The 14,104-nt window shown below is 64.1% G+C and carries 18 protein-coding genes; 4 read left to right on the top strand and 14 right to left on the bottom strand.

Annotated elements, in window-relative coordinates; translation table 11 throughout:
- Positions 1-23 precede the first annotated feature (23 nt).
- Positions 24-1,001, top strand: coding sequence for a tripartite tricarboxylate transporter substrate binding protein (locus IVB42_RS37685; RefSeq protein ID WP_085353040.1), 978 nt, complete (start codon positions 24-26; stop codon positions 999-1,001).
- 86 nt (positions 1,002-1,087) lie between these two features.
- On the opposite strand, the gene IVB42_RS37680 is transcribed toward IVB42_RS37685, so the two are convergent.
- Positions 1,088-2,236, bottom strand: a complete 1,149-nt coding sequence (locus tag IVB42_RS37680; protein ID WP_247398272.1) for a mechanosensitive ion channel domain-containing protein — start codon at positions 2,234-2,236, stop codon at positions 1,088-1,090.
- 125 nt (positions 2,237-2,361) lie between these two features.
- On the opposite strand from IVB42_RS37680, the gene IVB42_RS37675 reads away from it, so the two are divergent.
- Positions 2,362-3,612, top strand: coding sequence for a DUF763 domain-containing protein (locus IVB42_RS37675; protein ID WP_247398274.1), 1,251 nt, complete (start codon positions 2,362-2,364; stop codon positions 3,610-3,612).
- A 38-nt stretch (positions 3,613-3,650) separates the two neighbouring features.
- Here the strand turns inward: IVB42_RS37675 and IVB42_RS37670 are convergent, their stop codons facing one another.
- The 8 genes from IVB42_RS37670 to IVB42_RS37635 all read right to left on the bottom strand — a co-directional run bounded on the left by IVB42_RS37670 (position 3,651) and on the right by IVB42_RS37635 (position 7,559).
- A complete protein-coding gene (locus tag IVB42_RS37670) occupies positions 3,651-3,893 on the bottom strand; it encodes a hypothetical protein (protein WP_247398277.1) in 243 nt (80 codons plus the stop codon).
- Positions 3,894-3,927: 34 nt separating this feature from the next.
- Complete coding sequence (locus IVB42_RS37665; protein ID WP_018459305.1) at positions 3,928-4,191, bottom strand: hypothetical protein; 264 nt, start codon at positions 4,189-4,191, stop codon at positions 3,928-3,930.
- 15 nt (positions 4,192-4,206) lie between these two features.
- Positions 4,207-4,434, bottom strand: a complete 228-nt coding sequence (locus IVB42_RS37660; protein WP_247398278.1) for a hypothetical protein — start codon at positions 4,432-4,434, stop codon at positions 4,207-4,209.
- A 3-nt stretch (positions 4,435-4,437) separates the two neighbouring features.
- On the bottom strand, positions 4,438-4,638 hold the full coding sequence (locus tag IVB42_RS37655) for a hypothetical protein (protein ID WP_007592432.1): 201 nt from the start codon (positions 4,636-4,638) through the stop codon (positions 4,438-4,440).
- A gap of 13 nt (positions 4,639-4,651) precedes the next feature.
- A complete protein-coding gene (locus tag IVB42_RS37650) occupies positions 4,652-4,834 on the bottom strand; it encodes a hypothetical protein (protein WP_247398281.1) in 183 nt (60 codons plus the stop codon).
- 137 nt (positions 4,835-4,971) lie between these two features.
- Positions 4,972-6,243, bottom strand: a complete 1,272-nt coding sequence (locus tag IVB42_RS37645) for a cytochrome P450 (protein ID WP_247398284.1) — start codon at positions 6,241-6,243, stop codon at positions 4,972-4,974.
- Positions 6,244-6,352: 109 nt separating this feature from the next.
- Entirely contained in the window at positions 6,353-6,679 is a 327-nt protein-coding gene (locus IVB42_RS37640) for a hypothetical protein (protein WP_018459310.1), read from the bottom strand.
- A 106-nt stretch (positions 6,680-6,785) separates the two neighbouring features.
- A complete protein-coding gene (locus IVB42_RS37635; protein WP_018459311.1) occupies positions 6,786-7,559 on the bottom strand; it encodes a ferredoxin--NADP reductase in 774 nt (257 codons plus the stop codon).
- Between the two features lie 156 nt (positions 7,560-7,715).
- Between IVB42_RS37635 and IVB42_RS37630 the strand changes: the two genes are divergently transcribed.
- Positions 7,716-8,912: an amidohydrolase family protein gene (locus IVB42_RS37630; protein WP_018459312.1), complete on the top strand. Its 1,197-nt coding sequence runs from the start codon at positions 7,716-7,718 to the stop codon at positions 8,910-8,912.
- 108 nt (positions 8,913-9,020) lie between these two features.
- A complete protein-coding gene (locus IVB42_RS37625; protein WP_247398287.1) occupies positions 9,021-9,710 on the top strand; it encodes a hypothetical protein in 690 nt (229 codons plus the stop codon).
- 5 nt (positions 9,711-9,715) lie between these two features.
- Here the strand turns inward: IVB42_RS37625 and IVB42_RS37620 are convergent, their stop codons facing one another.
- From IVB42_RS37620 to IVB42_RS37600, 5 genes are read right to left on the bottom strand one after another with little or no spacing between them, the layout of a single operon-like run.
- Entirely contained in the window at positions 9,716-10,105 is a 390-nt protein-coding gene (locus tag IVB42_RS37620) for a hypothetical protein (RefSeq protein WP_018459313.1), read from the bottom strand.
- A 42-nt stretch (positions 10,106-10,147) separates the two neighbouring features.
- Positions 10,148-10,603 (bottom strand): MarR family transcriptional regulator, encoded by a 456-nt coding sequence (locus IVB42_RS37615; RefSeq protein ID WP_007592445.1) that lies wholly within the window; start codon positions 10,601-10,603, stop codon positions 10,148-10,150.
- Positions 10,604-10,629: 26 nt separating this feature from the next.
- Positions 10,630-11,334 (bottom strand): ABC transporter ATP-binding protein, encoded by a 705-nt coding sequence (locus IVB42_RS37610; RefSeq protein WP_007592446.1) that lies wholly within the window; start codon positions 11,332-11,334, stop codon positions 10,630-10,632.
- Positions 11,331-12,122, bottom strand: coding sequence for an ABC transporter ATP-binding protein (locus tag IVB42_RS37605; RefSeq protein WP_085352763.1), 792 nt, complete (start codon positions 12,120-12,122; stop codon positions 11,331-11,333). Before IVB42_RS37605 ends, IVB42_RS37610 begins: the two co-directional genes overlap by 4 nt.
- Complete coding sequence (locus IVB42_RS37600) at positions 12,119-14,008, bottom strand: ABC transporter permease (protein ID WP_085352762.1); 1,890 nt, start codon at positions 14,006-14,008, stop codon at positions 12,119-12,121. The genes IVB42_RS37605 and IVB42_RS37600 overlap by 4 nt, the downstream gene beginning before the upstream one ends.
- Between the last annotated feature and the right edge of the window lie 96 nt (positions 14,009-14,104).

Here is a 14,104-nt window from a genome sequence, read left to right as displayed (position 1 = left end):
TGGGTGCAAAGGAGTGCTGGGAAATGCTGGGTTTCAACAAGACCATCAGCGGTCTGATGGTGGGCGCCGGTCTGCTGCTCGCGGGGACCGCCGCACAGGCCGACAAATATCCGAGCAAGCCGGTCCACATCCTGGTGCCTTATGCGGCCGGCGGCGCCGTCGACGTGCTCGCGCGCACCTTGGCTCAGGCGCTGGCCGGGACTTGGGGCCAGCAGCCGGTGATCGACAATCGTCCCGGCGCCGGCGGAATCGTCGCGTCCCAAGCGCTGACGCAGGCCGCGCCCGACGGCTACACGCTGATCCTCGTCGCGAGCGGCCATCCACTCAACCAGTTCATCTATCCGAGGGTGCCCTATGACACGTTCAAGGATTTCACCGCGATCAGCGAAGTCGCCTCCTCCCCGCTCGCGATCGTCGTGGCCAAGGACAGCCCCTATAAGACGCTCAGTGATCTCCTCATCGCGGCGAAGAAGGAGCCGGATAAGCTCTCCTACGGCATGTCCGGCAACGGCACCTCGGCGCACCTCGCGGGTGAGCTGTTGAAATACATGTCCGGCACCAAGATCGTCGCGATCCCCTACAAGGGCGGCGCCCCCGCGCTGACCGCCGTGATCGCCGGCGACATTCCGCTCAGCATCAATCCACTTGCGGAAGCCATCAGCCAGATCGAAGGCGGCGCGGTGCGCGCGCTCGCGGTGACCTCGGCCGAACGCTCCAAGGCGCTGCCCAATGTTCCGACCGTCGCCGAGTCGGGCGTGCCGGGTTACGACGTCTCCGTCTGGTGGGGCGTTCTTGGTCCCGCAAAAATGCCGCCGGAGATCGTCACGAAGCTCGAAAGCGATCTGAAGGCGGCGCTGCAGGACCCAAACGTACTGTCGACGCTCGGCAAGATCGGCGCGGCCCCGGTCGGCTCATCGTCGAGGGATTTCGGCGCCTACATGCATGCCGAGGCGACCAAATGGGAGCCGGTGCTGAAGGCCGCCGACATCCGCGCGCAGTGAGGTGCTTCGCATGAGGACCAGCGCGCTGGACACGATCCGGCGCCAGGCAGGCTTGCGCGGCGCCACGAAGGCCACGCGCAAGTAGGTCAATTGCGTGCGCTCGCCCGCATCTTCTCCGGCGGCGCGGGACGCCGCACGAAATCGGCGTCATCGTCGCCTCCTCCCGACGGGATCAGGATCGCGCGCTCGCGCGGCAGCGCTTCCGGCATCTCGTCCCGGATGAAGGCGATGAGCTTCTCCCTCATCTCGCAGCGCAGGTCCCAGGACTGCGGCGCGTTCCTGGCGCTGACGAGGGCGCGGAGCTCGATGGTGCGAGCATCCGCGTCAACGACCTGGAGATTGACCACCTCGCCGTCCCAGAGCTTGGACTCCTTCACTGCTTCTTCCAGCCAGCGCCGGATCCGCGGCACGTCGGCACGATAATCGACATGAAACGCAATCACGCCGATCAGGGACGCAGTGTCGCGGGTCCAGTTCTGGAATGGCTTTTCGATGAAATAAGACAGCGGCACCACCATACGGCGCCAGTCCCACAGCCGGATCACCACATAGGTCGCGGCGATGTCCTCGACCCAGCCCCACTCGTTCTCGATGATCACGGCATCCTCAATGCGGATCGGCTGGGTGATTGCGATCTGCATGCCCGCGATCAGATTGCTCAGCAGCGGCCGGGCGGCAAGACCAACGATGATACCGGCGGCACCGGCGGAGGCGAACAGGCTGACGCCGTATTGCCTGACCGAGTCGAATGTCATCAGCGCGGTCGACACCGTGATGATGACGATGATGATATCGGTGACGCGCTTGAAGACGCGGACCTGGGTGACGTGCTTGCGCGCGACAAAATTCTCGGTGACGTCGCGAAAGTTCTGGAGATACCGTGCCGCGCTCATATCCACGATCCGGATCGAGATCCAGCCGATCAGCGCAATGAAGGCGACGACGAACAGGCGCGTCAGCGGCGTGCGGAAGGCGTCGTCCAGCGGCGCGAGCGGCAGCACCAACGCTACGGCGGCAAGACTGAGGGCCAGCTGAGTTGGGCCCGCGGTGCGGGCGATGAACACGCTCACGAGCGGGAGGCGGGTTCCGAAGGCGCGGTTGAACAGCCAATCCGAGAGGCGATAGATCGACAGGGCGATCAGGATCGCGCCCAAGACTAGAGTGAGGCCGACGAACCACGACGGGATCCACCCGAACATCCTGTCGATGTCGGCCAAAAGGGTCTGCCAATCCATTAATGTCCCCGCATTGCATCCGCGCTTGCGTTCAACGCGTTGCAGCGTCGTTCGCTCCCCCGCTCGGTGCAATGCAGCATCCCTCTGGTGCAATCATCGCCGAACTGCGCTATTTGTGGTCAATCATGACTCGACGGACCGGCAGCGCCGATCTTCCCCTTCACACCGGCCGGGTTCCACCCTGGCTGGCGACCCGCATGTCGTCGCTCGGCGCGATCGTCACACAGGCGATCGTGCATCACTACGGACGCGATGCATTTCTCCAGCGGCTCTCGCACCCGTTCTGGTTCCAGTCGTTCGGCGCCGTCATGGGGATGGATTGGCACTCCTCCGGCATCACGACGTCGGTGATTGGCGCGCTGAAGCGCGGGCTGGGACCGCTCCAGGACGAGCTCGGAATCTACGTCTGCGGCGGGCGTGGCCAGCACTCGCGCAAGACCCCGGACGAGCTGATGCAGCTCGGCGACCGAATCGGCTTCGACGGCGCAAAGCTCACGCGTGCGAGTCGCCTCGTGGCGAAGGTTGACAGCGCCGCGGTCCAGGACGGCTTTGACCTTTACCTGCACGGCTTCTTCGTCACCGCCGACGCCAAATGGACCGTGGTGCAGCAAGGCATGAACGGCGACAAGCGGCAGGCCCGCCGCTATCACTGGCATTCCGAGGCGCTGAAGAGTTTTGTCGACGCACCGCACAGCGCGATCGACGGGCCGCGGCAAGGCGAGATCGTCAACCTCACCGACCATCGCGCCGAGATCTCGCGCACCGCGCAGCTCGAGCTTCTGAGCGATCTCGGCCCGGATCTTATCCTTTCCGAATTCGAGCGGCTCACCGGAACTGCGCCCGCGCCCGCACAGGCGACGCTGCCGCACCTGATCATGCCCGGGCATCACGACGTGCGGCCGAAGGACGTGTTTGCGCGCCGCCTGCACGGCACACTCGCTGCTGCGGCCGAGCGCGGCCCGGTCGACTTTCCGGAGCTGCTGCTGACTCCCGGCGTTGGCGCTCGCACCGTTCGTTCGCTGGCGATGGTCGCCGAAGTCGTGCACGGCGCGCCCTACCGCTTCAACGATCCCGCGCGCTTCTCGCTTGCCCACGGCGGCAAGGACCGGCATCCCTACCCTGTTCCACTCAAGGTCTATGACGAAACCATTCGCGTGCTGAAGGGGGCGATTCAGAACGCAAAGCTCGGGCGCGAGGAAGAGATGCAAGCCATCAAGCGCCTCGACGACCAGGCGCGGCGGCTGGAGCGCACCGCGCATGGGCCATCCGTCGAATCCTATATCGCCGGAGAGCGTGCGGCCTCGCCCGATCTCGACGGCCGTTCCGTGTTCGGCTGGGAGCGTGATCTCGGGTCGACAAAAAAGCAGACCGGCTGAAAGCCGGTCCGCGAGTTCAGCGGGAAGGAACGCCGCTCTCAGGCCTCGTCGGTGCCCGGCTCCTCGTCGAGCCGGTTGGCCGAGTGGTCCTGATATTGTTCGGTCTGGATCGCCTTGCCGTCCATGCCGCGAATGTCCGAGTGCTGCGCCTTGTCGCGGTTTGACAGCACCATGTTGTCGCCGATCTTCTCCTTGGGCACGTCGGTCATGGCGCCGCTGCCGTCGCCCTTGCCGTGCATGCCCGATCTGAAATGCGTCTTGCTGCCACGACCACCTGGCATCTTTTTCTCCTCTTGCTTTGATCGCCCGTGCAGCTCAATGCTTCTGCTGTGCCGGCGTCGGTTTCGGCGGCTTGTGTCCGCTTTGGCCGGAATCATTGTGCTTGTTGTGATCGCTTTCCTGGTTGAGGCCGCCTCGGCTCACCGGGAATTCACTCTGTCGCGCCTCAGGTCGCGCCCGGTGAACGGCCGTATTCTCCGGATTGTGGCCGAGGGCGCGCTCAAGCTCTCGCGCGTCTGGAACATCCGGCTTGCGCTCGAGGATGCGAACCTGTTGCTCGTGGGTCTTCTTGCCTTGCATGCTCGTCCTCCGGAGCTATCGGCCTCTTCGGTGCGTGCCACTGCGTGCGATGTCCTTGTCGATGCCGCCAGCGGCGTTCACGTCGTTCTCGACGTCGCCTTCGATCGTGTTCTCGCCCAAGGCGTCCTCGAGGTCCTCAGGCGAGATACCGGCCATCGTTGCGCCCTTCGATCCGCCGATCATGGGGTTATTTTGCAGATCCTTTTCCGTCGGTGCGTAGAGTTTGGGTTGCTTGTTGGTCATGCCTCACCTGCCTCCGCCTTTTCCGGCCTCGTCATGCCTGTGGTGTGAATCGTGCTCGCCACCTCCGCCGGAGACGCGGCTGTGGTTGCGCTGCGGGTCGTCCGCCGGTGGCTTCTTCACTTCGAGCGGTGCCTTCGCATTCTCATGCGATGCGCCTGGTCCGCCCTGACGGATGCTGTTCGGTGTCTTGGTGGATGTCGACATGAGGGTCCGCTCCTCAGCGATCTTGCTGATAGCCTTGGTTGGTGGTGTTCTGCTTGATGTTGCCCTGCTGCCCTTGCTGGTCCGGATTTTGCGCACGTTGCTGGCCGCGCGGGGCAGTCGAGGACACTTGCTTGCTGTCGCCGGTTCCCTTCGGACTTTGATTCTCGGTGGGAACAGGTGGCATCTTGCCGGTCATGATGCTGTCTCCTGTTGTTGATCTGCGACATCGACCGGAGGAACTCGTCGCGGCTTTCGATGTCGCAAAAACAACTAGAGCAACGGCATGCCGTTCCTACCGACGAGTGCAGAGAAATTTTCCGCAAGGTGTAAGTCTCAGCAGGCCACTGGCTGGGAACGAATCAACATCGATCCAGCTGATGCTGTCGCCTGTGCTGCGTGGCCGTCGGGCACGACAGGGAGGTTCGCGATCGCTCGCATGCCCGGTCGCTTGCGCCAGTGGATCTGAGACACGTCCACAGCAAAGCCAAGCCGCGGCCATCGCACAAACAACGCTTCCAGGGCACACGCTGCCTCGATGCGCGCGAGTTGATGGCCGAGGCAGAAATGGATGCCCGTTCCGAAGGACATGTGACGGTTCGGCTTGCGCGCGGGATCGAGGCTCTCGGGGCGCTCATGCATCGCCGGGTCCATGTTCGCGGCGGCGAGCATCACCATGACGCGATCGCCCTTCTTGAGACGCACGCCCGCGAGCTCGATATCCCGCCTCACATAGCGGGGCTTGGAGAACTGCACCGGCGACACGAAGCGCAGGAATTCCTCCACCGCAAGCCCGACGCGGCTCCAGTCCTGTGCCAGCCAGTCGCGGACGCCGGGATTTCTGAGGAGCTCGTAGACAGAACCGCTGATGAGATGCGTGGTGGTCTCGGAGCCGGCCGCGAGCAGTAGGAACACCATCGACACCATTTCGCCCGGCGTGATCTGGCCGCCCTCGCGCTCGACCTGAACCAGCTCCGCGATCAGGCCTTCGCCGCCCCGCACGCGGGCAATCTGCAGCTGCCGTTCGAGGTAGGCTCGCATCTTGCGGAACGCGAACAGCATGCGGAAGAAGCTGGCGACGTTCGTAAGTGAGGACATCGTATTGGCCCAGGCGACGAAGCGGGGGCGATCGGCCAACGGCAATCCGAGCAGCTCGGAGATCACCGCGAGCGGCAGGATGCGCGCATAGCGCTGGACGAGATCGGCCGGGCTTCCTGCTAGGAACAGCTCGTCGGCGAGACCGTCCGCGATGGCGCGGATGCGCGGCTCCATCGCGACGATCGCGCGGCGGCGGAAGGCCTCGTCAACAATGCTGCGCAGCCTTGTGTGGTCAGGCTCGTCCATTGTCAGCATGTTGTTGGCGATGGTTCTGACGTAGTTCGGCATCCACCAGCGCAAACCCGCGACGTCCCCATCCTCCTTGCGCAGCGTGAAATCGGTGCCGTCCTTCAGGACCTGCGCGGTGGCCTCATGGGTCGTGGTGATCCAAACATCGCCGACGAGAGGAAATCGCGCCGCGACCACAGGACCGGACATGCGCAACGTTGCGATCGCCTTGGGCGGATCGCGAAAGAAGGCCTCGCTGGTGAAATCGAGGCGTGGTGCCATGTGATCACCGAAGCGGTTGACGGGGTCTCACCAAGATGGTGCACGACGCCGCCCGCGCAAGGGATACGGAACCTCCGCTTCGGCTTCGGTGCAGGCGTGAGAGTCGAGTCTACCCCCGCCCCGGCGAACGCGGGCCGATCTTGCGCTGCTGCTGGTTGGTGTAGGCGTCCCAATTGCTCCAGCTGCCGTTGCTGAGGCTTCGCAGGTCGGTGGTGAGCGGACGGCGCGTGCGCTTGTCGTGATCGGCGATCACGCGCTCGGATTGCACGATCTTGCGCTTGAGTTCCCCGAGCGCCTTCTGGGTCTGGCCGTTCCGCTTCGAAGACGCGATCTCGCCCATCGTGAAGCGCGCGGTTTCGAGCGCCTTCAACTCGGCGCGGTTCTTCTTCAACTGAACCCGGTGCCAGGCGATATTGCTGTCGCTGTCCGCAACCATGTGGGAACTCCGCTGATTCGTTCCCACAGTGTATCGCGTGCCGAATCGACGCCGCAACGGGCGCGCGGCGGCGAAAATACGGTCTTCTTGCGCGGGGGTTCCGGGCTCAGCGCTCGGCGAAGGCCTTTTCGACCACGAATTGGGCCGGCTCGCCGTGATTGCCCTCGACAAGACCCCGCTCGCCGAGGAGCACGCGGGTATCCGCCACCAGCGCCGGGCTGCCGCAGATCATGACGCGATCGTGGGCGGCTTCCAGTGCCGGCAGGCCGATGTCGGAAAACAGCTTGCCCGAGGTGATGAGATCGGTGATGCGCCCGCGATTGCGGAAGGGATCGCGCGTCACGGTCGGATAGTAGATCAGCTGGTTGCGGATGTACTCGCCGATCAGCTCGTCCTTGGGCAGCGTCTCGGTGATCATCTCGCCATAGGCGAGCTCCTTCACGTGTCGGCAACCGTGCAGCAGCACGACCTTCTCGAACCGCTCGTAGGTTTCGGGGTCCTTGATCACGCTCAGGAACGGCGCAAGGCCCGTACCGGTGCCGATGAGGTAGAGGTTGCGGCCGTCTTCCAGATTGTCGATCACCAGCGTGCCGGTGGCCTTGCGGCTGACGATGATCTCGTCGCCTTCCTTTAGATGCTGGAGCCGTGAGGTGAGCGGGCCGTCCGCGACCTTGATCGAGAAGAACTCCAGCGTGTCCTCGTAATTGGCGCTGGCGACGCTGTAGGCCCGCAGCAGCGGCTTCTCGCCGACCTTGAGCCCGATCATGGTGAATTCGCCGTTGCGGAAGCGGAAGGTCGGGCTGCGGGTGGTCTTGAAGGAGAACAGCGTGTCGGTCCAGTGGTGGACGCTCAAAACGGCTTCCTGATTGAAATTGCTCATCTCACCCTTCCGTGGCGCGTCGTGGCGGTTTTCAAGGCGGCAGCTATGCGTCGTTTGTATACGATCATTTGTATACTAATGAATAATCCGGCTTGATCCCGCGGTCAAGGCTGCCCAAGATCGGAAGCGTTGCAGTTAAGGACAAGGACCCATTCCATGGCGCATGACGCACCCCAGGCCACCGGACCCTCGAAGCTCGTGATCCGCAATATCGGCCTGATCCTGTCCGGCGCGCTGGAAAAGCCGATCCTGGACGGCGACACCATCGTCGCCGAGAACGGCAAGATCACCGCGATCGGCCGCTTCAAGGACCTCAACACCGAAGGCGCGACCACCATCGTCGAGGCCAACGGCACCACGGTGGCGCCCGGCCTGATCGACAGCCATGTCCATCCTGTTGCGGGCGACTGGACGCCGCGCCAGAACCAGATCGGCTGGATCGACAGCAATTTGCATGGCGGCGTCACCACGATGATTTCCGCCGGCGAGGTGCATATGCCCGGCCGCCCGCGCGACGTCGTGGGGTTGAAGGCGATGGCCATCTTCGCGCAGCGTGCATTCTGGAATCTGCGGCCTGGCGGCGTGAAGGTTCACGCCGGCGCGCCTGTGATCGAGTGCGAGATGGTGGAGGAGGACTTCAAGGAGTTGGCCGCAGCCGGCGTCAAGCTGCTCGGCGAAGTCGGCCTGGGCGGCGTCAAGGACGGCCCCACGGCGCGAAAAATGGTCGGCTGGGCCCGCAAATATGGCATCCAGAGCACGATCCACACCGGCGGTCCTTCGATCCCCGGCTCCGGATTGATCGACAAGGATGTGGTGCTTGAGGCAGACACCGACGTGGTTGGCCACATCAATGGCGGTCACACCGCGCTTCCCGACGACCAGATCCGCTGCATCTGCGAGGGCTGCAAGCGCGGCCTCGAGCTCGTTCACAATGGCAACGAGCGCTCGGCGCTGTTCACGTTGCGCATTGCGCGCGAGATGGGCGATCTGCACCGCGTCATCCTCGGCACCGATGCGCCGGCCGGCTCCGGCGTGCAGCCGCTCGGCATTCTCCGCATGGTGTCGATGCTGTCCTCGCTTGGCGACCTCCCGGCCGAGGTCGCGTTTTGCCTGGCCACCGGCAACACGGCGCGGATGCGCGAATTGGATTGCGGCCTGATCGAAGTGGGCCGCTCGGCCGATTTCGTCATCATGGACAAGGCGCAGCACTCGGCCGGCAAGAACATTTTGGACAGCGTCCAACTCGGCGACCTCCCCGGCATCGGCATGACCATCATTGACGGTATCGTGCGCACCCAGCGCAGCCGCAACACCCCGCCGGCCGGCAGGGTGCCCGAGGTGGTGGCGAAGTGACGCAGCCGGAGCGGCTCGCCGCTCCCGTGCTCCCTTGACAGCATTGAACAAGTCGTCGGCCTGCTGCGTCTAACGCAGGCAGTTCATTGCTGGAACGCCGAGGGAGACATGAAGAATTCGTCGCGGATTGCCGCCGGTGTAGCCGGTGCGGTCGGAGGTTATGTCACGACCTTTGTGCTGTTTTCAGTGCTCGATCTGGGCAACCGGGCGGACCCGATCACGTCTGGCCTGTTGGCACTGTTCGTCTACTCACCCATCGGAGCGATCGCTGGCGTGGTGCTTGCCAGCTGGCTGGTGACGCGTTCCGGCACGGATGCAGGCAATAGCGGTCTCGCGCGCAACAGCCTGAAATCGCTTGGTGTCGTGGTCCTGCTTTGCGTGGCCGCCGCCGCCACCTACCTGGGCGTCGCGTACATGACGGCCACGCCCTGGCTCAACCGAAACGGCGCCACTCCTCTGCTCGTCTTCGAGGTTCGCCTTCCGGCCGGCGCAACAGTGCCGAAATCACCGCAAGATATCACCATCGAATTGCAGACGGACCTCAACACCATGCCGGGCGAATTGAACGCAGCTGGCTTCCATAGTGACGGCGATCAGCCCGTCATCGCAGGCGAAGTCGAACTGGCGTTCCGAACCTCGCACCGGCAACTCGCCGTCAACATCCAGGGACAGCCCAGCCGAATCTACCCGATCGGATTGACGGCCTCGGCTCCGCATACGCCGGAGTTCGGAACGTGGCGGCGGTTCGCCGATGGCAGCGAAATCCGCTATCGCGCAAAATGGCCGGGGAAGACGTAGCAGGATCACCGCGGTTTCGCTATCTCACAACGCACATAGGTCTGGCGCTTGCCCGGCCCGACCGGGCTGTTGTCCATCACCAGCTTGCCGTCCGCGGCAATGGAAACCCGGGGACTGGAGCGATACTTCTCACCCTCGCCTTCGCAGGCGAGCTTCATTTTCCAGGCGAGCTTCCCGTCGGCAGTGATCTCGCTGGCGCGGCACCGGGTCTCGTACCAATAGAGACGGTTGCCGCCCTCGATGCTCATGCGGTTGGCGCTGTCCTCGTCGCGGCAATCCTTTTTGGTTGACGCCCAGAACCCCTCATAGGCTTGCGCCGCCAGGGCGGGAGCAGACTGGCCCGCCAGCATCACACTCATGCTCAGAGCCATAGCAAACCGGGTCGCCGCTCTCATGTCAAAAACCTCGACAAGACCTTCACCGAGGTTAGTCGCGCCTCACCGCAGCTTGTTCAACAGCGCCATCAGCATCTCGCGCTCCTTTGCCTCGAGCGGCGCCAGCGTCTCTCGTGTGATCGCAAGCGCATTCGGCGCGACCTTTTCCGCCAATTGCTGGCCCGCGCGCGTCAGGCTGACCAGAAGCCGCCGTCCATCCTCCGGATCCTGGCTGGTCTCGGTGAGGCCGCGCGCCGTCAACCGATCGATCACGCCCTTGATGGTCGCCACGTCCATCGCCGTCAGGCGCCCGAGCTGGTTCTGCGAGCATGGCCCGGCCTCGGCGAGCTTCGACAGCGCCGCCCATTGCGTCGGCGTAATGTTGGTGCCGATCTCGCGAGAGAAGATCGCGCTGTGGCGCTGCCAGACCTGGCGAAGGATGAAGCCGACCTGCTCGTCGAGCACATAAGGCGGCTTTGCCGGTTTGACGCTTTTCTTCGCCGCGACGCTTCTCGCCATCCGCTCGATGCCCTTGCCCTTTGCCTTCACAACGACAGATGCGCGTCGCGGATATCCGGACGCGCGTCGAGCTCGGCCATGGTGCCGCCGAAGCAGATGCGGCCGCGCTCGATGATATAGGCGCGATCGGAGATCAGCCGCGCAAAATGCAGATTCTGCTCGGAGACGACGATGCTGACGCCCTCCTTCTTCATGGTCAGGATGGCCTCGACCATCTGCTCCACGATTTTCGGCGACAGGCCTTCCGAGGGCTCATCCAGCAGCACCAGCGATGGATTGCCCATCAGCGTGCGCGCGATGGTGAGCATCTGCTGCTCGCCGCCGCTCATGCGGCCGCCCGGGCGATTTTTCATCTCGCCGAGGTTAGGGAACAGCGAAAACAGCTTGTCGCGAGTCCAGTGCGGCGCGTTCGGGCGCTTCGGCTGGCGGCCGACCTCGAGATTCTCTTCCACCGTCAAATCGGTGAAGATACGCCGCTCCTCCGGCACGTAACCAAGCCCATCCCGCACGATCTCATGTGTCGGACGCGCCGAGACATCCTTGCCTTCGAACATGATCCGTCCTGAGCGCTGCGCGACGAGCCCGACGATCGAGCGAAACGTCGTCGACTTGCCGGCGCCATTGCGGCCGAGCAATGCCACGACTTCCCCCTCGCCGACTTCGAAGCCGATGTCGAACAGGATATGGGCCGGGCCGTAATGACTATTGAGGTCCTGCACCGTGAGCTTCATGCCGATGCTCCCTCGCGAGGCCCGGCATCGTAGAGGAGGCCCTCGCCGAGGTAGACCGCCTGCACCTGCGGATTGCCCCGGACCTCGGCCGGCGAGCCCTCGGCGATCAGCGTGCCGCGGTTGAGCACGATGATGCGGTCGGCGTGCTCGAACACCACGTCCATGTCGTGCTCGGTGAAGAGAACGCCGATCGATTTTTCCCGAGCGATCTGCGCGGTCAGCCGCATCAAATCGACGCGCTCGCGCGGCGCCATGCCGGCGGTCGGCTCGTCCATCAGCAGCAGCTTTGGCTGGTTGGCGAGCGCGACGGCGAGCTCAAGCCGCTTGAGGTCGCCGTAGGCAAGCTCGCCACAGGGGCGATCCGCATAGCCCCCCATGCCGACCAGCTCGAGCAGTCGCCCGGCTTCGCCGCGGTCGAAGTTCGGCGCCGAGCCCCAAAGATTGTACAATTGCTTGCCGTGCGAAATCAGCGCGACCTGCACGTTCTCGCGCACCGTCATGGTCGCGAAAGTCGCGGTGATCTGGAAAGTGCGCCCCACGCCCATCCGCCAGATCTCGCGCGGCTTCCTGCCGGTTGTGTCCTCGCCGAGCAGGCGGACGTGGCCGGTATCAGGCTTGTTCTGGCCATTGAGCATGTCGAAACAGGTGCTCTTGCCCGCGCCGTTCGGTCCGATCAGCGCCAGGATTTCACCGGCGCGCAGCGAGAACGAGACGCCGCGCACGGCATGGACGCCGCCATAGGATTTGGTCAGTCCTTCGACCGCGAGAAGTGGGGGCGCGACGCTCATTCGGCGGACTCGATCGGCTTGGCAAGCAAGGGTGACCCCGGCGGCGATGTCTTCCTGCGGCGCTGCGCTAGCATCTCCAGCATGCCGACGATGCCCTTGGGGAAGACGACGACGATCAGAACGATGAAACCGCCGAGCACGAGTTTTGACAGGTCGGTCTGACTGACCAGCCAGATGTTCAAGGCCTTGTAGACGATGGCGCCGATCACCGCGCCCGACACCGTCTCGACGCCGCCGAGCAGCACCATGACAAGGGCGTCGACCGAGAGCGAGATGCCGAGATTGTCCGGAAAGACGCTGCCCTTGAGGTAGGCGAACAGCGCGCCGCCAATGCCCGCGGTCGTGCCCGCGATCACGAAGGCGGTCCACTGGATACGCTTGGTGTTGATGCCGACCGCTTCGCTGCGCAGCAGCGAGTCGCGCGTCGCCCTCAGCGCATAGCCGAACGGCGAGAACACCATGGCCCGCAAAGCGATCGTCACGAGCGCCGCAACACCGAGCGACAGCCAATAGAAATGCGATGGGCTCGCCGCCCAGCTCGAGGGCCAGACGCCCAGGATGCCGTTGTCGCCACCGGTGACGCTCACCCACTGGAACGCGATCGACCAGACGATCTGCGCGAAGGCGAGCGTCAGCATCGCAAAATAGACGCCGGAGAGCTGCACCGCGAAGAAGCCGAACACGGCAGCGCCCATGCAGCCGAGCAGCGGACCGAGCAACAGGCAGACGATCATCGGCAGTCCGGCCATCTTGGCGAGGAAAGCGACGCCGTAAGCGCCGAGGCCGAAATAGGCGGCGTGACCAAAGGACGCGAGCCCGCCGACCGACATCAGGAAGTGCAGGCTGACGGCGAAGATCACTGAGATCGCGATCTCCGAGCCGACGGTCAGTGCATAATTGCCGGCGAACAGCGGTAGTGTCGCCGCGACGACGAGCGCTGCAAACGCAGCCAACCGCTCATTCGACGTCAGCGGTCGCCAGGGATTGACGGTGAGACCGGGCGTCTTGCGGGCCGGCGCCTCGGGCCTGCCGAACAAGCCCCAGGGCCGCACGATCAGCACCACCGCCATCACCAGGAAGACCAGGATGATAGAGATTTTTGGAAAGATCAGGATGCCGAAGGCGTTGAGCTCGGAGACCAGCACAGCCGCGACGAAAGCGCCGATGATGCTACCGAGGCCTCCGATCACCACGACGACGAAGACCTCGACGATGATGCGCAAATCCATCGCATGATGCACGGCATCGCGTGGGATCTGGAGCGCACCGCCGAGAGCGGCGAGGAAAACGCCGACCGCAAACACGCTCGTGAACAACCATTTCTGATTGACGCCCAGCGCCGCGACCATGTCGCGGTCCTGCGTCGCTGCGCGCACCAGAACGCCCCAGCGCGTGCGCTGGAACAAGAGCCAGAGAATGCCGAGCACGACCGGTCCGAGCACGATCAGAAACAGATCATAGCTCGGAATGTTCTGGCCGAAGAAGTCGATCGCCCCCTTGAAGCCGGGCGCACGGCGCCCCACGAGATCGTCTGGGCCCCAGATCAGGACGACGAGGTCCTCGACCATCAAGGTCAGGCCGAAGGTCGCAAGCAGCTGGAACAGCTCGGGCGCGTGATAGATGCGCCGGAGCAGCACCATCTCGACGATGACGCCGATCAGCGCCACCGCGAACGCCGCCACCACGATGCCGCCCCAGAAGCCGAATGCACCTGACAGGCGCTCCGTCAGCGTGAAGGCGACATAGGCGCCGATCATGTAAAAGGCGCCATGCGCAAAATTCACGATCCGCGTCACGCCAAAGATGATCGACAGGCCCGACGCCACCAGGAAAAGCGACGCTGCGCTGGCGAGACCGGTCAGAAACTGTACGACGTAAAAGGCCATCTGCGGTCCGGGTTAAGCGTAAGTCGCAATATTAGGCTTCATCCTTCGAGACGGCGCTACGCGCCTCCTCAGGAAGGTCCGGGACCCTCATGGTGA

Origin of the sequence: Bradyrhizobium sp. 45, from assembly GCF_023073155.1 — a bacterium.
Lineage (GTDB): Bacteria > Pseudomonadota > Alphaproteobacteria > Rhizobiales > Xanthobacteraceae > Bradyrhizobium > Bradyrhizobium canariense_D.
This window is presented reverse-complemented; position numbering and strand designations above follow the sequence as displayed.